This window comes from Gluconobacter kondonii (assembly GCF_002723995.1).
Lineage (GTDB): Bacteria > Pseudomonadota > Alphaproteobacteria > Acetobacterales > Acetobacteraceae > Gluconobacter > Gluconobacter kondonii.
In genome coordinates this window covers 36,118-57,127 of record NZ_BEWP01000011.1, presented here as the reverse complement: position 1 = coordinate 57,127, position 21,010 = coordinate 36,118, and the positions used below count along the sequence as shown (strand labels likewise).

Here is a 21,010-nt window from a genome sequence, read left to right as displayed (position 1 = left end):
AGGAGGAACCGGCGGGGGAGTTTTCACTTCGAACCCGCATGATGGTCTGCCGACTTGTAGAGAATTTTCTGGCAAGTGCAGACACGCTCATACCCTCCGCCAGATCCTTGAGGACGCTTTGCCTCTCACCTTCTGACAGTGCGGAAGGCCGTCCCAGGGTTTTTCCTTCTGACTTTGCTCTTCTGAGGCCGGACTGCGTCCGCTCAATCAGCAGATCCCGCTCAAACTGTGCAACAGCATTCAGAACCTGCATCGTCATTGTGCCGGACGAACTGGTCAAATCGGCACCGCCAAGAGCAAGGCAATAAACCTTCACTCCCATGGCCCCCAGCATTTTAACCGTGGTGCTGACATCCATCGCATCGCGACCAAGACGATCAAGCTTGGTCACGATCAAAATATCTCCAGCCTCCAATCTATCCATGAGGCGGGCAAAGCCACGCCGCTGAGCGATGGAGGTACTCCCGGAAATAGTTTCGGTGACGACCCGTCGTGGCTCGACCCGAAAACCGGCTGCTTCAATTTCCTGAATCTGATTTTCGGTCGTCTGCCCGACTGTTGAGACGCGAACATAGGCAAAGGTGCGTGGCATAGGGTTCATTTCGTCCGAATAGGATGTCCGAAATATAAGCTATGTCCGGAACACTGTAAAGGTATTTTACGGACAGCTCGCTCCACCCCTGTCCGTAAACGATCGTTTTCGGACACCCGAATTTTATGGCACCAACAATAAAAATGACCTAAACTCGAAAAATGACCCAAAACAAGGTTGCAGCCTTTTTGAACAGGAGATCAGTTACATGATTCGTGTCAACGTTATGCCGAATGGTCGACTTGTTCTGCCGGTTGGCTTGCGTAAGTCGCTCGGCGTCGAAAAAGGCGGCCAGCTCATGGCGGAGATCGTAGATGGGCAGGTTCGCTTAATGACGCCTGATGCCTCGCTTGATCGGGCCAGAGCACTGTTCCGAAAATATGTCCCGGCCGGCACCTCGATATCCGACGAAGTCATTGCTGAGCGACGCGCTGAAAATGCGCTCGACAGCCATGACGATGAGGCGAAGCGCTGATGCCGATTTGCGTCATCGACACATCCGCTGTCTTTGCGGACCTAAACGAAGAAAAAGGAGCTGAAGAAGCTCGGTACTGGCTGCGCGATGCAGCCATCTCCGCGATCAACCTGCAGGAGATCGTTTCTAAAGCTGTTGATAAAGGCGTCCCGTCCGAAGGAATATCCGAACTGATTGCGGCTCTACGCCTCGACGTGCGGCCCCTTGATCACAATCTGGCTCTAGCGGCCGGATTGATGCGCGATGCGACTAAGCGGGTTGGTCTCAGTCACGGAGACCGCGCCTGTCTGGCACTAGCCAAGAAAATGGGGCTCCCCGCTGTCACGGCCGATCGGGCATGGGCTGAAATTGCGGACGCAATCGGAGTTGAGGTGGTTCTCATTCGATAGCCGTACGCAGCGTAACCCTATGCAGGTTTTCTGTTCCACGGATACTTACCCCCAGGAGGAGCCGCTTGAGATAAGCAGACCTTCCGCTTACGCCTCATCCTGGACATTCGAGACCGTGGGGTGTTTTTCCGAAAGCGGACGTCGTCAGCGAGCGAGAACTTTCCGACAAACCGTATATACTGTGTCGTGAAGCCAGCTGTGGGCAAGGCGCAGGACTTTGATCCGATAAAGGTCATTCCCGATATTAACCGCTGGCTCGAGGTTTTTACCCGCGAAAGGATTGATCTCAATACAGTTTGGCGGAGACTCATATCCGGGAACCCGGCGAAGCCGAAACTGGCAACTTCATGAAGTCGATAAAAGCGCGCATCGCCGCCGGCATATGTCGCCGACCGGAGAAATAGAGATGAAAGCCAATGAACGGCTTGCACCAAAGATCCAGCACGCGAATGAGTGCTCCAGCCTCAATATGGGGCAGCGCCACACCCTCAGTCAGATAGGCAAGCCCCACACCCTGCAGGGCGGCCGACAGCAGCATGTCGGTGTCGTTCACCGTCAACGCGCTTTTCACATTGACCTCAAAAGCGCCATCGGGCCCTTCGAACCGCCAGGGTTGTAATACACCGGTTTCGAGCCAGCGATAGGTGAGGCATGGTAGTCTGGTCAGATCGGCAGGAGACTCAAGCTTTGTGTGTGCGCTCAGAAAGTCTGGCGTCGCGACGACGACCATGCGAAGATCCGGTGTCAGTGGCACCGAGATCATGTCCTGATCGACGATCGCGCCGGACCGAACTCCAGCATCATAACCCTTGGCGATAACGTCCGTGAGGGCATCGTCTATCGCAAGATCGAGACTGATTTCAGGATAGGCCTCCCGAAAGGCGGCCAGCCGGGGCATTATGATAAGTTGTGCCGCTGCGCGTGGCAGGTTGATCCGTAAACGACCGCGCGGCCGTTGTTGAGAGACTGTAACATCGTGCACAGCGGCGTCGACCTCGGCAACCGCGGGGCGAAGTCGATCAAGCAGGGCTTGCCCGGCTTCGGTCGGAGCGACGCTGCGGGTCGTACGATGAAGCAACCGAGCACCGATACGCTCCTCCAGTGCACGCAGACTATGGCTCAATGCGGACGGAGAGATGCTCAGGCGGCGAGCCGCCGCACGAAAGCTGCGCTCCTGTGCAATCGCCATAAAGGCCATCAGTTCCGCATATTCCGAACCGCGCATACTGGTGATTCCTGTTCAACACCCCGTTCACTTTATATATCATTAATACATCTATCGATCAGCGTCATATTCATCGTCGTTGCCCACTTCAGAGGGCCGATTTGGGATAAATGATGACAATGAAACAATGGGAAATGACTGGTATCGGGCGCGAACAACTCGTTCTTTGTGAACGTCCGATACCAGTGCCGGGACCACGTGACGTGCTTGTGAAGGTCCGTGCAGTTGCGCTCAATCATCGCGACAAGATGGTTATCGAAAGCGGGCGGGGCCTGCCTTTGCAGTTCCCGTTCACTCCGGGATCCGATCTGGCTGGTGAAGTGATATCTCTGGGTGAGGCAACGGACCGCTTTTCTGTCGGCGACCGTGTGATCTCCTGCTTCACGCCGGAGTGGATTGACGGCACTCGGCCTGGGACGGGGCGGATACCCGCGTATCGGACGCTTGGCGGGTTCTATCCGGGCGTGCTTGCGGAGTACGTTGTCCTGTCCCAAGAATGGCTGACAGCAGCGCCTGCCACGCTTGACGACGCGCACGCCTGTACGCTCCCGTGCGCGGGCGTCACCGCGTGGTTCGCGTTGGCCGAGCGCGGCCGGGTGCGTGCTGGCGAAACAGTGCTGATTCTGGGAACGGGCGGTGTTGCCCTGTTCGGTTTGATGTTTGCCAAGCTGCAGGGGGCAGAGGTGATCGTGTCGACGGTCCCGGATAAGGTCGACCGCGTACGCGCGCTCGGTGCGGATCAGATCGTGGACCGAAACCGAACTGACTGGCTCGATGACATATACGCACTGACTGATAATCGAGGTGTGGATCACATCCTTGAGACGGTCGGTGGCAATCATCTCGGCTGCTCAGTCGAGGCGGCAGCAATAGGCGGACATATCTATCAAATCGGGGCGCTGGCCGGCTTTGATATCTCCTCGCCTGTTATGCCGTTGCTGATGAAGGACGTTACGATCCATGGCATAGCCACGGGACATCGTCGCGCTCTCGAGAACATGGTGCGTGCCATTGATCGCAATCATGCTGTACCTGTGATCGACAGCCGTTTTTCTCTCGCCAGTCTTCCGCTGGCTCTGGATCGTCTCGACAACGGACCGTTCGGCAAGATCGTAATCGAGTTGCCTGACGAAGTGCGATGTCAGGAAAATTTCTGATGCCGACTTTTTCTGAAGATTGATGATCAAGGCATCTGATTATTAAGTCTCTCAAGACACGAAGTCAGCCAGCGCACCACGCAACTTCTCGCCAGCATACCGTAAACGGCGGCTTTTTTGTCCAAACGAAAGAAAGGCGACCTTCCGCTCTCCCCCCCAGAGCTACCTATATCCGCACTGTAGCCTTTGAGCGGTCAGGCCGCAGTCGCCACCGTGCCAGATGCGAGCTGAAGTTGCTTGATGTCATTGCCGTGAGCAGACATATCATCATTGATTTTCCTTTCGCGTCGTCGGTTCGATGTTCCTTCCGGGGGCGGTTTGTTGCCTTCCGATTAGAGGCAGCAGGCGCAGAGGAAAGCAGCGGGGTCAATGTTTTAAACTGCGCGGCCCCGACCTTCACGATCTGATCTGAGGTGCGACACGATGTCCGTATTTAGATTACACGTTCGCCCTGGCGGCGGGTTTGCGTCGATGGCTGATACCTTCGCTTACTGCCTAAAACAGGGCATCTTGGGCGTTGGTTGGCTGGTGGATGAGATTCAAGAAACGGCGGACTGGGATACGTTCTATAAGGTTGCCGTAAACATCCACAAAGATCTAAAGACCTGCGCCTACATCAGGGAGCGCGTCCAGAAAGACGATCTCGTCTGGACCCGCGACACCCAAGGAAACTACTATCTGGCTCGCGTCCTCTCCGGCTGGGAGTACTTCACCACTAACGAGTCCAAGGACAGTGGGATCGACATAGGCAACATTTTCAGGGTCACCTTTGAGCGTCTGACTATCGATGAAGTGCCTGGGAAGGTTGTTGCCTGCTTTAGGCCCAACCGGACGATTCAAGCAATCCACGATCCGACGGCGGTAGCTTATACTAAGTTCATCTGGAATCGGAAAACAGGGGGTGCGATCTATAAATTCGACCTGAAACTGATCGATAACCCCGACATCTTCTCTTTGCTCGACTCAGAAGAGGTAGAGGACTTGGTATTTCTTTATCTCCAATCGCAACGTTGGTATGTGGTTCCGAATTCTCGCAAGGCAGACAAGATAGCCTTCGAGTATGAAGTGATTTCTCCTGAGACCGGCAAGCATGCACAGGTTCAGGTAAAAACCGGAAATACCTCCCTAAACGTCGATGAGTATAGGAACATGACCTTCCCGGTCATCTTATTCCAAAGTAACGACCGATACCATGGTAAGCCGACACCTAACGTGACATGCATATCGCGAGGTGAGTTGGAAGGTTTCCTCAAGCAGACTGAGTGGTTGCCTGCACGCTATCGACACAAGATGAATATGTTAAATGCCCTGGACGAAGAGGAGTGAAGCTCAATCGTTTCGCGTTGAACCGAGAAATCGAGCTTCGCGCCGGAGCGTCTGCTAATGTCGCTTGAACAATCTATAGCGGACAGTCCACTCCCCCCTCTTAGCTGCCCACAGGTGGCTATGTATCGTGATGAAAAACCGGCCATTTAGCGTGAACATTCACAGCTAGGAGGCCCCATGAAGCGCGATCGCAGATGTAGGGTCTGTCGGGAAACAGATGTTTTTCGACAGGGAATAATAATTTTTAGCTGTCTTGCACTGGCAATCTGTCCTCGGTTGAGGTCTGCCGCTGTCTCAGGATATCCATAGCGATAATTCAGTTTTGGCGCGTCGCGTACCGTTGGACAGAACGCAGCCTATAAATATAGATATTGTTTCGAGTGCTTCTGTAAAAGATAAGTGTTCCCTCACCCCTGAGGCATAGTCTGATAGGTATTTTGGAGAGCGTAATGGACTCAGCAAAAGTGATAGCCTGCCACGTACCGTGGGTTTCGGCTCATGGCTTCGCGATTTTATCCGGGATATGGGCCGTCATAACTGGAACACTTGCATATAATAATGCCCAAAAAGCAGCTCTCTACGATGCTGTCCTACAAGATAGAGTGAACAACAGCAGCAATAATAGCACTGGCAGTATCACCGAAGAGGATAAATTAAAAAAGAGATTCTCCAAAATAAGTTCGCTGGATTATAGGTATTTCATGCCTGTATCCATGATTGTTGCTCTTGGGGCAGCCACGTTCTTAAGCGACGGTTTAAAGTCCCTATATGCTTATATCGGACTCCGATATTGGATATGTACTGTAGTTATTATTTCCTTGGCAGTTGCCGGTTTTTTTTGGTTTATTGACGCAACGACGGAAGAAAACTCTAGAAAGAGAAAAATCTTTCTCGGTTTAGCGTTGGCAATAATTACTCTTGTGCTTGTATTTTCCGTACCGTTATTTACGGGAATAAGTCCCCTTCAACAATTCCTTTATAAGGTCATCGGAATATTCGTTGTTTCAGTTCTGGGTTTCTTGGGGTACTACGTTTTTCAGGCGATCAATCCGTATTACAACAAGCATAAGTGGATTTTTTTCTATGCCACCCAAATTTTCAATACGATAGTCTACACTAGTGTTCTATACGGAATTACAATATTTGCGTACAATGTAGCTAAAAAATATATACACTAACAAATGCTAATTCGAAACAAAAATAAAATCACTCGCGTTATAAGGTATAAATATCATCAGGCAGAAGACAAAGGATTGACCGAAGGTCAGATGATGAACTGGCATGTGGCACTCCTCAATTTGATTTCCGGTACATCGAAGACCTCTAAATCCGACTGAAGACACTGCTGGCTTAGCTTTTCGATATCTTTGTCAGTCGCACAATGCTGCCCGACTATCCTCCTGTGATCAAACAGGAGGATCAGAAATGACAGATACAGAGAGCAGTGGGCAGCGCGTGTTGGAGATCACGATATATGGGGTCGTGTTGAATGTTCTTCTCGATAACGTAGATGCCGTCATGGAGGCCGAGCCTGACGAAGACATGCCAGAGAATCTGTTAGCTCTGCTGTCGCTCCGGAACCAGCCGTTTATGATTCACGCGGTCCTGGACAATTACATCCTGAACAAGCTCGGAAAAGAGTTTGGAGCGCCGGTAAGCGCAGACGAGATCCTCTCGATCGCAGAAGAAGACGATCCGTATTTCGGCACGTTGCTTGCTGCCGCTGCGGGTTCAGACATCATCACGCATCCAGATCCGTCCGCTACACCTTATTCGAACGCTCGGGTCTCAGTCGTAGAGCTTGAAGCGCCGGCAACTCGCCAATGAATGTCGAAAACCTGTCGGAGAACGCGGTATGACCGATCAGGCGATCCTCATGGCTCCCGATGAGGCATCACTCAAGGCCCAATATATCTCGGCGTTAGAGCGCTTCGTCGACGATACGAATGCGATCCACAAGGCGGTAGAGGCAGACTTGTGCTGGTTTCCGGATATGCTTGCCCTTGCTGGACGAGCCAGAGTGATTGCCGAGGACCTGGAGAGAAAACAGACTGATTCCTTTGACCCATGCGATTTCGGTAATCACCCTGTTTGAGGGGCGGCATCGAGCGCAAAGCCTGTGGATTTATGGACAGCCGTTCCACGGCCGCTCGCGTCCTGCTGGACAGCCCTTTCGGCTGACCACAGGCGCGGCTCTGCCCACAAGTCCACAGGTTCAACATCAACAGGAATCTCTCTATTTTTGAAATAAGATCGGTCGAACCGATTACGCTTCCTATCGAAAGTCCCGAGCCTTCAGCAGCTCCGATCCCTGAAGCAACGGCGTTCGGTCTTCCAGACTGAGCACAACAACATGGATCACATCGCCCTCTTTCTGAAGCCTGCCCTTACAGGCCAGAAGACGGGACGCGAGAAGAGGAAGCCGGTGCTTCTCCTGCACGTCTTTCCAGACAATCAGATTGGCCGTGCCGGTTTCATCTTCGATCGTGACGAACATGGTGCCGTTCGCCGTTCCCGGCCTCTGCCGCATCAGGACAAGACCCGTGAGCTGGATCCGGCGCCCATCCCGCAGGTACGGCAAATCTCCACAGCGCACGATCCCCTCTTTTCGTAAGCCTTCTCGGAGAAACGCGACGGGATGCCCGTTCAGACTGAGTCCTGTCGCCCGGTAATCCTCATGCACCAACGCCCGCTCTGACATCTGCGGCAGGACAATCTCCGGCTCGATCACTTCCGGCAGTGGAAAGTTCCGCCCGCGATCCGCCGCGTCGAACAACGGCAGGGCCGTGTCTGCCAACCCCTTGATCGACCAGAGCGCGGCGCGGCGCATCTGACCAAACACCCGGAACGCGTCCGCTTCCGCCAGACATTCCAGGGCCGAGACCGGCACATCGGCACGGCGCCACACATCGTCAATACTCTCATAATCCGGCATCCGAGCCGCAATCAGGGCCGCGCCGTGCCCGTTTGCAAGCCCGCGCACCATACGAAAGCCCATCATTACGGCTTTACGTAAAGACGTACCGCTACGTTCCAGGGTGCAATCCCATCGGGAGGCATTGATACAGATCGGCCGGACCTCGACCCCATGGCGTTGCGCGTCCTGAACAATCTGCGAGGGCGCATAAAACCCCATGGGCTGACTGTTCAGCAGGGCGGCGCAGAACACATCCGGGTAGTGATGTTTCATCCAGGCGGACGCATAGGCGATCAGGGCAAAGGAGGCGGCGTGACTTTCGGGAAAGCCATAGCTGCCAAACCCTTCGAGCTGCGCGAAGGTCTGCTCTGCAAAGTCCTGCTCATACCCGTTGGCCAGCATCCCGTTGACCAACTGGTCCCGGAACGGCGACACGCCCCCTGTCATTTTGAACGTGGCCATGGCGCGACGGAGCTGGTCCGCCTCGCCTGGCGTAAAGCCTGCACAATGGATGGCCACCTGCATTGCCTGTTCTTGGAACAGCGGCACGCCCAGTGTTTTCCCAAGGATCCCGCGCAGGGTCTCGGACGGATAGGTGACAGGCTCCAGTTTCTCTCTCCTGCGGAGATAGGGATGAACCATATCGCCCTGGATCGGTCCCGGCCGGACGATCGCCACCTGAATCACCAGATCATAAAAGGTCCGTGGCTTCATGCGCGGGAGCATCGACATCTGCGCCCGGCTTTCGATCTGGAAGGTGCCGAGCGTGTCCGCTTTCTGGATCATGCGATAGGTCTGTGGATCCTCGGCCGGGATCGAAGCGAGATCCATGCAGGTCTGATACACGGTGTGCAGCAACTCGAACCCGCGACGCAGGCAGCCCAACATTCCCAAACCCAGAACATCCACCTTCATGAAGCGCAGCACGTCAATGTCGTCTTTGTCCCAGACGATGATCTGCCGCCCGTCCATAGCGGTTGGCATCAGGGGGACGAGTTCGTCCAGGCGATCCTCGGTCAGCACAAATCCGCCCGGATGCGTCCCAAGCTGGCGCGGGAAGCCGAGAAGCTGGCGGGCAAGATGATAGGTGAGGCTGAGGCGGCGATCTTTCAGGTTCAGGCCAAGATCGGCCGAACGCGCCTTGCACAGATCGGGATCCGCGAGAGAGGAGGCGATGTGTCTGGAAAGCTGACCCGTCAGATCCTCCGGTAGCCCGAGTACCTTGCCAACTTCTCGCAATGCGCCCTTGGGCTGATAGCGCTGCACCGTCGCGCACAGGGCCGCCCGGTGACGGCCATAATGCCGGTAGATCCACTGGATCACTTCTTCGCGGCGGTCACTCTCGAAATCCACGTCGATGTCGGGCGGTTCCTGCCGTTCGGCCGAGATGAACCGCTCGAACAGCAGGCCCGAGCGAACCGGATCAATACTCGTGATTCCCAGGACGTAGCAGACCGCTGAGTTCGCAGCAGATCCGCGCCCCTGACAGACAATCCCGAGTGAGCGGGCATGACGCACGATCGTATTCACGGTCAGGAAATACGGCGCGTAGGCCAGAGAGCCGATCAGCCTCAGCTCATGGGCGATCTGCGCCTCGACGTCAGGGGGCGCCCCGGCCGGATAGCGTCGCGGTAGTGCGGCTTCGACCAGGCGTGTCAGTGTGTCCTGCGCGCTTTCGCCTGTGCGTTCGGTTTCGGTCGGATACTGATACGTCAGGTCATCGAGACTGAAAGCACAGGCCCCGGCAATCCGTCGCGTGTTGGCCAGGGCGTCCGGAAAAGCGGCGAAGAGGCGTGCCTGTTCTTCCGGGGCTTTCAGATGGCGATCGGCATGAACGTGACGGCGGTTGCCGAGAGCATCGACCGTGCAGCCTTCCCGGATCGCTGTGACCACGTCCTGAAGAACGTGCCGGCGCGCATCGTGGTAGAGAACATCTCCCGTCACAACACAGGCCAGACCGCGCGCTGTGCAGAAGCCCGCGAGCGCGTGAAGCCGCGCCAGATCTCCCGGCTGCCTGAGCACCGTCAGCGCGACAAACCGGGTCTCTTCTTCGCCTGCCCTGTGTCCGGGCAGATCCAGCAGGCTCTGAACGTGCCCGGGAAGTGCTGCCAGATCCTCGGGCGGCAACAGGATCAGGAGGAGATCCGGTGCCGCTCCGACGAGATCTTCCCATCCCAGAAGGAACACCTCCCGCTCGCCCCGATGATGGCCAAGGGTCAGGAGCTGGCACAGACCCGCCCAGCCCGCACGGTTTCGAGGATAGGCCAGGAGCGCACTGCCGTCACGTAGAGCCAAACGGCATCCGGGTAGAAGACGAAGACCGGCCTCGCGCGCTGCCAGATGGGCGCGGATCGCTCCGGCCACAGTGTTCCAGTCGGTCAGACCGATCGTGTCATAGCCCAGGGCTTTCGCCTGAAAGATCAGTTCATCCGGCTGGCTGCCCGAGCGCAAGAACGAAAACGAGGACGTGACCTGCAATTCGACATAAGGCGCGCTCATGGCTCAGCGGCGGTGCGGATGCGGGTGTCGGCTGCTATCAGGCGCGTTGCTGGTGGGAGCGCGCATCACGACAAATCCGGATCGTTCGAGATAGGCGACCAGACGCTCGGCCACCAGACGGGCCATCAGCTCGGCGGCGTCATGCGTGCGCCTGCGTCCATCGTAACACAACGCGTGCATCAGGACTTCGGCCACATCCGAAGTGCTGGCCGGGATCAGATCATCGCGGGAGTCCATCAGAAGACCCCCTGTAGAAACCAGTCGCCCGAACCGGACCAGGCATGGGCTTCGTCGCCTTTGCGAAACAGCCACAGGCGCAGGCCGGTCGTGGTCTCGACCTGCCAGTAGTCGCGGATCGCGCCGTAACTTTCGGACGTCTGCCACCATTCTCCCAGCAGACGTTCGGGGCCATCGGCCGCCGCAATGCGGTGCGTCTGCCGCTTGAGGACGAACTGGCGGGGCGCACCGTCCGGAAGCAGGGCAGTCACCTGCACTCGGACGGGCAGATCGAACACAATGTTCGGCCGCGCCCAGAGCATCTGGCTCGCGAGAGGCGGTTTTGCCATGTCGCCTGGAGAAACGCGAGACTGTCCGTCTTCCGGCCAGGCGGAAAACCGAGGCGCGAGCTGGTGGACAGAAACAATCCCCGGACGGTTCAGCAGCCGGTCGATCAGAGTGGCCGGGAGAGCGTGCTCCGAGGATGCCCCGACGTCCGGCAGGACTGACCGCTCAGGTCCCGCTTCCAGCGGTTCGTTCGCGCTGACAGTCAGGATGACGGTTTCAATTCCGAACTCGGGCGCGATCTGCGGGATCTGGTCCTTCAGCAGGCGCGTCAGACGCATGCCATCAGCCGTCGGATCGGACGTCCCCACGCGGACGGCCTGGATGGATCCGTCCACGCGCACACAGAGAAAGTCGAGCTGCCGCGCCCCCTCTCCGCGTGCCACCAGCTTTTCGCAGACAACCGGCACAAGGGCAGCAATCACCGTGGCAATGGCCTCCGGTGTGCTGATCGGCTCGACCAGAGACCGGGTCAGGGAAATCCGGTCCACAGGTTGAAACACGCTGAGCGGGCTGGCCTGCCGTCCCAGAGCGTCATCAAGACAGCTCAGAAGCTCTGCGCCAAAACGCTTGGCCAGAGGCGCGCGAGGGAGGTCTGCAAGGGCGCCAATCGTGTTCAGTCCAAGTCGGGTGAGGCTGGAGAGTGTCTTTTCTGGCAAAGGAAGCGCTGAACAGGGCAACGGCTGCAGCGCCTCTTTCTGCTGACCGGAAGGCACGAGACAGATCCGGTCGATCGCCGAGCGGGCCAGAGCACGTGAGGCCGCGGCGGTATCGCTCAGCGCCAAGGAGCAGGAATGCCCCCTCGCCTTCAGGCGTTCCCTGACGAGATCCAGCATGGCCGTCTCACCCCCATAAAGATGGGCGCATCCGGTGGTATCGCTGTAGAGACCGTCTGGAGCATCGAACGCGGGCAGCGGCGACAGCCAGATCAACCAGGAGCACAGATCGGTCAGCGCGACCCTCTGTGTGTCGGCGTCCTCTTCTGCGGTCAGAAGATCCGGCACCAGGGAGCGGGCCTGTGCCAGCGGCATTCCGGGTGTCAGTCCGGCCGCGAGTGCAGCCGGGCTGACACCGGTGACGGTGTGGCGGTTATGTGCCAGCGCGTGCACAACGAGCGGCCTGTCGGTCGGGAAGTCTTCCGGGCGGGAGAGCTGGAGGCGCTCGGTGCGCCAGAAGGGCATCCAGAGAGCGAGAAAGCGGCGCATGATCTGTGCAGTCGAGGATCCAGTGAGCAGGGCGGCCTCCCCTCACCCGCAGCAGCGCGGCAGAAAGGCGTCGGGAACCGGGAAGCGGCATGGCCAGTCCCGGAAAAAATCGTGGCGCTGAGGAATGAGAGAGGATCCGCCAGCGCGTGGCGCACGCGCAGGGATCTTTCCCGGGAGCGCGCGTGAGGGGAGCCAAACGCAGGAAGAAGCCTGTGTTGCCACTCGCCTCCACAGCCAGATTAAGGCGACGGATTTCCTTGAGGCTTGGGACGTGGCTTCCTGTGATAACGGCCAGTGCGCGCTCTGGCCCGCGCAACACGTCTTCAGCGACAGCGAGCAGGCTGGCCGGGTCCGTTTCAATGCAGACCAGAGTCTCTGGGGACAGACCGGGCTGGTGCAGTCCCCAGGCATTCAGTTCGGCAGGTGTATCGCTGATCCAGAAGACTGGCCCCCTGCCCTCTTGCAGGATGGGAAGCAGCATGGCGAGACTGGCCCCGATCTCCACAGGATCAGAAATCAGGAAGTCATGCATGCTGCCGGTCTTGAGACCGCCGCCGAGATGAGCATCGACGGCAGAGTGCCCTGTGGCGAGTGTGTCACTATGGGAATGGGACAGGTCTCGACGCTCCAGGCGTCGGACCTGCTCGCGCAGTCGCGCCAGGGCGTCCATTGTCATTTATGTTCTCCTTGCGGAGAACATAAAGAGAACAAATTACCGGATGCAAGCTGATTTTTGTTTCAGCGTTTCCCGTAAGCGGCGTACCTACCGCGCCCCTAAACCGAAGAGAAATGCGCTTTTAGCGATCTCGCCATGGCGTGACCTTGCCGTTCTCTAGGTCTGGGGCAGCCACGAACACACCTTTGTCAGCAATAGCTCTCATAATGAATTGCTTCACACTCATGCCTTCTGCGTCTGCGGCTTTGCCGAGTGCGCGCAAAGTGCTTTTACGAACACGCATGTTATGGTTGACTGCTTTGTCGTCGGGTTCAATTTCAGCAGGTGGCAACCGAGGGTTCACACGCCGCGCGGTATTCAGAGCATTTGTGGCTCGATTAGGTTCAGACGCTACATCGGAGACGGCGACCTTGCTGGTTTCTCCAAGTGCTGCAGCGGTGATGCTGCTGGCATCGGTACGCTTTCTAGGTTTAAGCGTCATTTTTCCACCTCATTGTGGGAAGAGGCAGCACTGGATCTAGGTATCCATCCTATCGTTTTTAATTCATTTATAAGCATCGTTACTTCTGCGGCGGCAGATCCCTTCGAAGGAATTTCCCCTGAGTACGAGATTTCACCAAAAGCTGTTCGATGTGAAATTGTTGCTTCCAACGTAGGGATGCCGGCCTCTCGCAGTTCCCGCTCAGCGTGTTTTGTCAAATTGGTCTTAGATAAACGATTCATTATGGCTCTGACTTCTATTTTGCGCCGTGCAGCCGTCGCCAATCCCTTAGCTTGCTTGATGGTTTCTTCAGCTTGATTGAGATCGGCGGCCCCCGCAGTCAACGGAACCAAAATATGGTCGGCAACTGTCATGGCTACTGCTCCGGCCAGATTTCCGAATCCTGCGGTGTCGATCAGTACGAGATCAGACTTATCGTCTAACCCTAGCGCTAGATCGGCTATCGTCCTTTCTGAAGTCTCCGCAATACAAGTGAATGGCGCGCCTTCGTAGGTATTTTTGTGCCAGTCAGACATAGCCTTGGTCGGGTCTGCGTCGATGACAGCAACAGAGAGGCCGTCCGTAGCGCATTGGGCGGCGATGATTTGGCATAGGGTCGTTTTCCCCGGTCCGCCTTTGAATGAAGCAATCGTCAAAATGGGCATGGTTCAACTCCAGATGATTAAACCGGTATATGTGTCTTTACGTCATTACGCAACTACGGATTTGCGTAATGACGTAAAGACATAAAGGCGTCATCACGTATCTTAGTCTTTACGTATAGGCGTAACGACGTAATGACGTAATGACGTAATGACGTAATGCTAACATGTTGTCGTTTTCGATTAGACACGTATGAGGCGCAGCAGCATCATGATTGCAGGCACCCCAGATCTACGGACGACGATAGAACCAGAAAAAAAACGACTGTGAAGGCGTAAAGCCGTAAAGCCGTAAAGCCGTAAATTCGTAAAGCCAAATACGTGTCTGAATAAAAGAAGGTTATGCTCGCCAGAGCCGGGTGTTCAACGATCATTCAAAAAGATGACGAACCATCTACGGTCATACGGACAAGACGTCATTGTCGGGTTTGTAACTACGTCTTTACGTAAATACATAACGCCGTAAATACGAGGTGTATCTAGAAAAGAGCAAGATGAAGAGGCCAAGGGAGGAAAAAGGCAATGGCTGGCCGGGAGCTGCCCATCCCGCAACAGGTGGGTCAACGCGTGTCCTCGCCATGCTCGCCGGCTGCGCCGTCTGCGCGTGGCTGCGGGCCGCGTTGATCCTGCCGCTGCGCGGCACTGTTGCAGTCTGAACAGCCCCCAGCCGGACGCGACGATGTTCAAAAACCAGAAATGGATCGAGCATCATGCGCCGTCATTACCTTCCTTACGTCCCAACACCACGCGGTCGGCCGCCCATGCGGTGGACCGATACGCAGGAGCCCGTCTCCTGCCGCAAATGCAATGAGCACTGGGCTGGCGGTGATCCGGCCCTGACGATCCCGTGTACGGGCTGCAACGCGCCGGCGCATGAGCCCTGCCGTCGCAGTGCGGGGGGCAATGAGCGGGTGTGTGCGTGCCGGGATGAGGCGGCAACCCAGCTTGGACTCCTCTCACGCTGCGACGGCCTGAGCTGGGGCAACCGGCATGTGAAGCCGCTTCTCCTGCGGGACGCTCCGATCGCCAGTGCCCTGATGTGCCGCTCTGTCCGGACAGGTGCCCCGGTCAGCAGGTTCGTGTCATGACGCCGGATCTGACGTCGTATGACAGCATCATCGTGGCCGTGTCGGGCGGCAAAGACGGCCTCGCCTGCCTTTTCGCCCTCCTCGAAGCCGGTGCCCCGACGGACCGCCTGGAACTGTGGCACCACGAGGTGGACGGGCAGGGGCCATCCTTCATGGACTGGCCCTCCACCTCGCCCTATGTGAGCGCGCTGGCGCGGGACTTCGGCCTGCCGCTCTATCGCTCCTGGCGCGAGGGCGGCTTCGAGCGGGAGATGCTCCGCAAGGACGCACCGACAGCCCCTGTTCTTTTCGAAAGCCCTGAGGGTCTGATCCGCGCAGGCGGGCAGGGGCCGAACGGGACGCGCCTGCGCTTTCCCCAGGTCTCCGCCAGCCTGACGACCCGATGGTGCTCCAGCGTCACCAAGATTGACGTCGCCGATCGCTCCCTACGCGGCCAGGACCGCTTCCTGAACCGCCGCACCCTGTTCGTAACGGGCGAGCGTGCCGAAGAAAGCCCAAACCGTGCCCGCTATGCCGCCTTTGAGCCGCACCGCACGGATACGCGGCATGGCACGCGACGTCGCCGTCATGTCGATCACTGGCGACCCGTCCACCAGTGGAGCGAGGCGCAGGTCTGGGACAGCCTGAGACGCTGGAAGGTGATGCCGGCGCTGCCATACCGCATCGGCTTCTCCAGACTGTCCTGTGCCACCTGTATTTTTGGCGATGCGCGGCAGTTTGCAACGATCCGCTGCCTCGATCCTGCCCGCTTTGACCGTCTCGTGCAGTACGAGCAGCAGTTTGGCTGCACGATCAAGCGCACCGTGTCGCTGGAGCAGATCGCCGAGCAGGGCAGGCCGTATGCCGCCGCTCTGGCAGCGCCCGAGCTGGCCCGTGCGTGCCTCTCGGCGCGTCCGATCCCGACTGTCTTCACACCAGCCTGGGAACTCCCGGCCGGAGCGTTCGGGCAGGGCGGGGGGCCAACCTGAAAAAAAGAAGAAAAAACAGAAGGTTGAAAAAGAAGTAAGCGTCCGATCGTGACACGCTGACGACGGCGAATGGGCTGTGCTTTCTTCCTGGAATTCGGTGTGGAGGAGAGACGACGTGGCGGGTTTTGGCCGGGAGTATTGGCAACAGCATTACGATGCGTGGCAGATGTCCGGCCTTACCCGCGCGGCCTACTGCAGAGAGCACAGTTTGGTACCGCGAAGTTTCCGTCGCGGGGTGGCCTGGATGACGCAGCCCGTAGATGCGCAGGATGCATCCGTAGAAAAACAGCCCGTACCTGCGGTCACCGCCAAGAGACACTGGAGAGACGTCTCTTCATCGTCCCTTGAGGGTGACCGCCCTGTCATCATGGCTCAATTGCTATCGGATCGTCAGTTTCGGCGCCGTAAATGGACCCAGGCCGAGCGACAGGACGTTGTGTGGGATTTGCTGCAATCCGGCATGTCCACCTGGAAATACGCCAAGGCGCATAACCTCGCTCCCAGCATGCTCTATCGCTGGCTCAAGGACCTGGCCGAGCCGATCCCCGGCCCACATCAGCCCGCACCACTTACAGATCCACCACCACTTTTCGCGACCGTGCAACTGACTTCCGACGCGACAGCGTCTTTACCGACAGCGACAACGCCCCCGCCACTGCGCGACGTAAACGCCACGGCGCCCGTTTCTTCTGGACAAGACATGCAGATCGGCTTGCCCAACGGTGCTTTCCTGCGCGTCCCTGTGCAGATTGAACTCGCTTCGCTGCGGGCCATTCTTGATGTTCTGGCGACACCCCGATGATCAGCCTCCCACCCCATATCCGGGTTCATGTGGCCTTGGGCTACACCGATCTGCGCAAGGGGATCGACGGGTTGTCGGTGCTGGTACAGGAGACGCTGCGGGCCGATCCGTTCAGCGGGCATGTGTTTGTGTTTCGCGGCCGGAGGGCCGGACTGATCAAGCTTCTGTATCACGATGGCAACGGCATGTGCCTGTATGCCAAGCGCCTCGATCAGGGGATTTTTACGTGGCCGGTCACGCAGGCCAGCCCCGGAGAGCCAGCGACAGTTCTGCTGACCCCGGCCCGATTGTCGATGCTTCTGGAAGGGTTGGACTGGCGGGCACAGGCCCCCGCGCGACGCATACTGATGGCAGGGTAAAACGCGCAGATTTTTCTTGTATAAACCCGCAGAAAACTGCCATTTTATAGGTATGCGGATCGCCCTCGACAGCCTGCCGTTTGACCCGATCACCCTGCAAACCATGGTGCGGGATCTGGCAGGCGCAGTGGATGAGGGACAGACCGAGATTGATCGCTTGCGGCAGATCATCCGGGAGTTCCAGCGCGCCCGGTTCGGTCGTCGCGCCGAGACACTCGAACCCGATCAGCTCCTGTTGACGCTGGAGGCTGACCAACCGTCCCCTATAACGCCAATCTCCACGACACTACTGGACATCAGCAACACAACGCCGATCGTCAAACCACCTCATCGCACAGCCCTGCCAGAGCACCTGCCGCGCACAGACGTGACGATCGTGCCCGACGTGACATCCTGCCCGTCCTGCGGTGGCGCACTGCACGACGCAGGCACGACCACCAGCGAAATGCTGGACTGGGTTCCGGCCTCGGTGCGGGTCGTGCGGATCAACCGGCCCAAATGCGCTTGTCGCGCCTGCGGGACGCTGCATCAGGCTCCAGCACCTGAGCGCATCGCCGAAGGGTGTCTCGCCACTCCGGGTCTAATCGCGCATGTGCTGACCAGTCGCTATTGCGATCATTTGCCGCTGTATCGCCAAAGCCAGATGTTGGCCCGTCACGGTGTCGCTCTCGCGCGTTCCACGCTGGCCGATTGGGTCAAGGCCGCCGCCTGGTGGCTGGCCCCGCTGCGCGACCAGCTGATGAACCATGTCTGTGCCGCAGAACGGGTTTTCGCAGACGACACCCCACTGCCCATCCTTGATCCAGGACGAGGCCGGACTAAAACCGGGCGGCTCTGGGCTTACACACGCGACGACCGCGCCTTTGGGGGTAATGTCCCGCCAGCCGTGGTGTTTTATGCGACACCGGATCGCACGTCCTCCTGGCCTGCCCGCCATCTGAAGAACTATCGCGGCATTCTGCAAGTTGACGGTTATGCCGGGTTTGAGCAACTGACACGAGACGGAACAGTCCATCTGGCAGCCTGCTGGGCGCACACGCGCCGCAAGTTTTATGAGCTGCACCAGACCGGATCACCAATCGCAACCGAGGCTTTGGTGCAGATCCGGTCTCTGTATGAGATTGAGGCATCCCTTCGGGGGTTGCCGCCCGATCAGCGACGAACCCTTCGGGAGGAGCACAGTCGGCCGCGTGTTGAGGCGCTGGCACTCTGGCTCCGACAAAAACTGACTTTGCTCCCCTCCCGCGCCAGACTGGCCGAAGCGATCCGCTATGCGTTGAACCGCTGGGACGATCTCGCGCGGTTTATCGAAGACGGGCGCATAGATCTCGACACCAACCCGGTGGAACGGGCCATCCGACCTGTCACGCTTGGCCGTAAGAATGCTCTATTCGCGGGCAGCGAGGGCGGCGCTAACCGGTGGGCGATCGTGGCGTCATTAATCGAAACGGCCAAGCTCAATGGGATCGAACCATTTGGCTGGCTGCGTGACGTGCTGACACGCATGATCGATGGATATCCAGCCGCACGTCTCAGCGAACTGCTTCCATTTCCCCAAAGCGCCAACGAATAATATTTTGGACTAAAATTAGTTGTTTTTAGGTTAATACTTAATAATTATATAATTTACCATCTATTAAATACTTTTAAAGACTGTCGAATTGTACTTTCTATGTATGTCGAAAGAGAGCAGTAGAAACGCCACTTTTATTAAAGGTATTATCGCTACCATTTAGGTTTCAGGATATAGCGTGATCTCAATTTGACTTAGCAGCCCTGAGGGAAACTCTTCCGAAAGTGTTCAATGTAAGCTGCTTCGGGTGGAAGGTTCATCTCCGAGCGTCTGGCATCAAGTATTTTCGAGTTGTCACCACCCTTATCCATCGAATAAGGCGCCAGCTGATGATCACGACAGGACAGTTGCGATCCATAGTGTTGTTTTCCTGTCGTCGCGAGCATTACGCGATCAGACAAGAGAGCATAATTCTGCTTCGAAAACTGACCCGACTTCGCCAGAGGTTCGAGTTTTCGAAGTGCCATGACTTGAAAGGCTGGATCCTCATCGGCGTGCTGGACCAGCAACCACATGAGCATTGCCGGCTTTCGGCCAGCTTTGATCGCAGGAGACCATCCCTGCGTTTCCAGAATGTGCCGCCCCCAATGACTGTTGACCCAATCAACATTAACTCCCTCGAGAATGCTCTGCATACGCAAAGCAGACCGAGTTGCTGCATCAATGCCTGATACGTCGTTTAGTGCGGCGCCCATCATGACAAACCGCCACATCTGGTCCGGCACAGTGTGAAGAGTAAGTTGCTCCTCGAACGTGTCTTTATTGGCATCGCTGTCCAAGCTTCGGACGGCCATGTTTACGGCTGATTTATAAGTCTGGAAGTAAGGTTGACTGCGAGCCAATGCATCGTGAAAAGCATCCCAGGTTTTGAAATTTGCGGGCACATCGGACGCAAACGCGATCTGAGTGCACAGATGATCCTGATAACCTCTTTCTTCATCAACCTGAGCATTAACCCCGAGTTTTTTCAGCTCTTCGTTTTCCGAATGAGCAGCCTCTTTCATACACAATGTGCCGTAAGCCTGAAGGGCTTTCCAGTTGGCAAGCTGTTGTGTCGATGCCCCGGCAAAGGCCCCGCGGATAAATGCGTAATCACCAGCTTCGAAATTACCATTATGGATGTACGTCGCCAGAAAGGGTGGCGGTGCTGCCGCAGTCAGAAATGCAGAACAGGTCCCCAAAGCGAGAAAATGATATAGCATGCGGAACTGGGGCATAGTCATATTTTCCTGACGTTGGCGTCATACAGTACGATAGTTTTGTTTTGACTTCAGATCAATGAGATCTGCCTCCTTTATCGAAGATTGATACTATCTTTCACCTCTCGAAGGTTCTGTTACGAACAACGTATTCGCTTGATGAGGTAGTGATCCACGTATCCGGCTTCCGAAAGAAATCTGGCATTTTCAGCTTGGGTCTTAATAATCACCAACACATTCTCCCCAGCCAGACCCGCGCGTTTTCGCGTACCGTCTCCGTAATCTCAAATAGCTCGACTTACGTCCGACATGAGACAAATGCTGCCGTCAATCGTGCGATCGTCGGACGCTTACAAAAAGAAGAAGAGGGGAGGGGGGCAGCACAGGCCAGCCCGCCCTGCAAGAGGTGGGTCCGTCCGTGTCCTCGCTACGCTGCGGGCCGGGCGGTCCCGACGCTGCGCGTCGCTCTGGCAGGTCGTGCTGTCCTGCGCTCGCCGGAGAGGGTCAGGAAAGGAAATAAAGACGATGTCAGAGACCCTCGAACGCCCCGCACAGGCGCACGCTTTCGACCTCAAACAGGCTCACAAGGAAGGCTGGACGCTCCTCGAAGGATGCGGACCCGAGAACGACGAGACGCATCTGGTGGGTCTGCATTGCAGCGATCCGCAGGCCTGGTGGCGCGTGGCGAGGAAGGCAGGCGAGGGTTCGACCTACCACCGTGAGGCGCTGGCCCGCCTCTCCGAGAACGAGCGCGAGCAGATCCGCCTGCGCTTTGGTCCCCTCTGACCCCGCGCTGATCCGGGAGGCCTGACGCCTCTCTCCCCGAACTGATCCTGTTTTCCGGCCCCCCGGTCTG

At 57.1% G+C, this 21,010-nt stretch carries 23 protein-coding genes; 14 read left to right on the top strand and 9 right to left on the bottom strand.

Features of this window, described 5'->3' with window-relative positions; translation table 11 throughout:
* Nucleotides 1-592, bottom strand: a 592-nt coding sequence (locus tag GKO01_RS11915; protein ID WP_099287217.1) for a recombinase family protein, incomplete at its 3' end; no start/stop codon positions are given.
* A 208-nt stretch (nt 593-800) separates the two neighbouring features.
* Here GKO01_RS11915 and GKO01_RS11910 point away from each other — a divergent pair.
* Together GKO01_RS11910 and GKO01_RS11905 are read left to right on the top strand one after the other, a co-directional pair.
* Nucleotides 801-1,067 (top strand): AbrB/MazE/SpoVT family DNA-binding domain-containing protein, encoded by a 267-nt coding sequence (locus tag GKO01_RS11910; RefSeq protein WP_064272986.1) that lies wholly within the window; start codon nt 801-803, stop codon nt 1,065-1,067.
* Nucleotides 1,067-1,456 carry a PIN domain-containing protein gene (locus tag GKO01_RS11905; protein ID WP_064272985.1) on the top strand — a complete coding sequence of 130 codons (390 nt, stop codon included), beginning with the start codon at nt 1,067-1,069 and terminating at the stop codon, nt 1,454-1,456. The genes GKO01_RS11910 and GKO01_RS11905 overlap by 1 nt, the downstream gene beginning before the upstream one ends.
* Before the next feature lie 307 nt (nt 1,457-1,763).
* On the opposite strand, the gene GKO01_RS11900 is transcribed toward GKO01_RS11905, so the two are convergent.
* The gene (locus GKO01_RS11900) at nt 1,764-2,681 is read right to left on the bottom strand and encodes a LysR family transcriptional regulator (RefSeq protein WP_099287216.1); all 918 of its coding nucleotides are present in this window, start codon (nt 2,679-2,681) and stop codon (nt 1,764-1,766) included.
* A gap of 134 nt (nt 2,682-2,815) precedes the next feature.
* Between GKO01_RS11900 and GKO01_RS11895 the strand changes: the two genes are divergently transcribed.
* The 5 genes from GKO01_RS11895 (at nt 2,816) to GKO01_RS11875 (ending at nt 7,259) form a co-directional block, all read left to right on the top strand.
* Nucleotides 2,816-3,838 (top strand): zinc-dependent alcohol dehydrogenase family protein, encoded by a 1,023-nt coding sequence (locus GKO01_RS11895; protein WP_099287224.1) that lies wholly within the window; start codon nt 2,816-2,818, stop codon nt 3,836-3,838.
* A 471-nt stretch (nt 3,839-4,309) separates the two neighbouring features.
* Entirely contained in the window at nt 4,310-5,164 is an 855-nt protein-coding gene (locus GKO01_RS16325) for a hypothetical protein (RefSeq protein ID WP_244901446.1), read from the top strand.
* A gap of 449 nt (nt 5,165-5,613) precedes the next feature.
* Complete coding sequence (locus GKO01_RS11885; RefSeq protein ID WP_099287215.1) at nt 5,614-6,342, top strand: hypothetical protein; 729 nt, start codon at nt 5,614-5,616, stop codon at nt 6,340-6,342.
* 247 nt (nt 6,343-6,589) lie between these two features.
* Complete coding sequence (locus tag GKO01_RS11880) at nt 6,590-6,991, top strand: hypothetical protein (RefSeq protein WP_244901445.1); 402 nt, start codon at nt 6,590-6,592, stop codon at nt 6,989-6,991.
* A gap of 28 nt (nt 6,992-7,019) precedes the next feature.
* A complete protein-coding gene (locus GKO01_RS11875; protein WP_099287214.1) occupies nt 7,020-7,259 on the top strand; it encodes a hypothetical protein in 240 nt (79 codons plus the stop codon).
* A gap of 180 nt (nt 7,260-7,439) precedes the next feature.
* Here GKO01_RS11875 and GKO01_RS11870 read toward each other — a convergent pair whose 3' ends face one another.
* The 6 genes from GKO01_RS11870 to GKO01_RS11845 form a co-directional block, all read right to left on the bottom strand.
* On the bottom strand, nt 7,440-10,580 hold the full coding sequence (locus tag GKO01_RS11870; RefSeq protein ID WP_099287213.1) for an error-prone DNA polymerase: 3,141 nt from the start codon (nt 10,578-10,580) through the stop codon (nt 7,440-7,442).
* Nucleotides 10,581-10,583: 3 nt separating this feature from the next.
* Nucleotides 10,584-10,817, bottom strand: a complete 234-nt coding sequence (locus tag GKO01_RS11865) for a PDDEXK family nuclease (RefSeq protein ID WP_062106278.1) — start codon at nt 10,815-10,817, stop codon at nt 10,584-10,586.
* The gene (locus GKO01_RS11860; RefSeq protein WP_244901444.1) at nt 10,817-12,346 is read right to left on the bottom strand and encodes a Y-family DNA polymerase; all 1,530 of its coding nucleotides are present in this window, start codon (nt 12,344-12,346) and stop codon (nt 10,817-10,819) included. Before GKO01_RS11860 ends, GKO01_RS11865 begins: the two co-directional genes overlap by 1 nt.
* Nucleotides 12,231-13,022, bottom strand: a complete 792-nt coding sequence (locus GKO01_RS11855) for an ImuA family protein (RefSeq protein WP_099287211.1) — start codon at nt 13,020-13,022, stop codon at nt 12,231-12,233. The genes GKO01_RS11860 and GKO01_RS11855 overlap by 116 nt, the downstream gene beginning before the upstream one ends.
* 121 nt (nt 13,023-13,143) lie before the next feature.
* A complete protein-coding gene (locus tag GKO01_RS11850) occupies nt 13,144-13,503 on the bottom strand; it encodes a hypothetical protein (RefSeq protein ID WP_099287210.1) in 360 nt (119 codons plus the stop codon).
* Nucleotides 13,500-14,168, bottom strand: coding sequence for a ParA family protein (locus tag GKO01_RS11845; protein ID WP_099287209.1), 669 nt, complete (start codon nt 14,166-14,168; stop codon nt 13,500-13,502). The genes GKO01_RS11850 and GKO01_RS11845 overlap by 4 nt, the downstream gene beginning before the upstream one ends.
* A gap of 491 nt (nt 14,169-14,659) precedes the next feature.
* Between GKO01_RS11845 and GKO01_RS16000 the strand changes: the two genes are divergently transcribed.
* From GKO01_RS16000 to tnpC, 6 genes are all read left to right on the top strand, one after another.
* The gene (locus GKO01_RS16000) at nt 14,660-14,821 is read left to right on the top strand and encodes a hypothetical protein (protein WP_167383474.1); all 162 of its coding nucleotides are present in this window, start codon (nt 14,660-14,662) and stop codon (nt 14,819-14,821) included.
* Nucleotides 14,822-14,875: 54 nt separating this feature from the next.
* Nucleotides 14,876-15,253, top strand: a complete 378-nt coding sequence (locus tag GKO01_RS15795) for a hypothetical protein (RefSeq protein WP_145994759.1) — start codon at nt 14,876-14,878, stop codon at nt 15,251-15,253.
* Nucleotides 15,250-16,221 (top strand): phosphoadenosine phosphosulfate reductase domain-containing protein, encoded by a 972-nt coding sequence (locus GKO01_RS11835; RefSeq protein ID WP_174694290.1) that lies wholly within the window; start codon nt 15,250-15,252, stop codon nt 16,219-16,221. The genes GKO01_RS15795 and GKO01_RS11835 overlap by 4 nt, the downstream gene beginning before the upstream one ends.
* Nucleotides 16,222-16,336: 115 nt before the next feature.
* Nucleotides 16,337-17,023 (top strand): IS66 family insertion sequence element accessory protein TnpA, encoded by a 687-nt coding sequence (gene tnpA / locus GKO01_RS11830; RefSeq protein ID WP_244901443.1) that lies wholly within the window; start codon nt 16,337-16,339, stop codon nt 17,021-17,023.
* Entirely contained in the window at nt 17,020-17,382 is a 363-nt protein-coding gene (gene tnpB, locus GKO01_RS11825; protein WP_099287207.1) for an IS66 family insertion sequence element accessory protein TnpB, read from the top strand. The genes tnpA and tnpB overlap by 4 nt, the downstream gene beginning before the upstream one ends.
* 52 nt (nt 17,383-17,434) lie before the next feature.
* Entirely contained in the window at nt 17,435-18,955 is a 1,521-nt protein-coding gene (gene tnpC / locus GKO01_RS11820; protein ID WP_099287206.1) for an IS66 family transposase, read from the top strand.
* A gap of 194 nt (nt 18,956-19,149) precedes the next feature.
* On the opposite strand, the gene GKO01_RS11815 is transcribed toward tnpC, so the two are convergent.
* Nucleotides 19,150-20,172, bottom strand: coding sequence for a DUF6624 domain-containing protein (locus GKO01_RS11815; RefSeq protein ID WP_099287205.1), 1,023 nt, complete (start codon nt 20,170-20,172; stop codon nt 19,150-19,152).
* Nucleotides 20,173-20,679: 507 nt separating this feature from the next.
* Between GKO01_RS11815 and GKO01_RS11810 the strand changes: the two genes are divergently transcribed.
* Nucleotides 20,680-20,940 (top strand): hypothetical protein, encoded by a 261-nt coding sequence (locus GKO01_RS11810; protein ID WP_099287204.1) that lies wholly within the window; start codon nt 20,680-20,682, stop codon nt 20,938-20,940.
* The last annotated feature ends 70 nt before the right edge of the window (nt 20,941-21,010 follow it).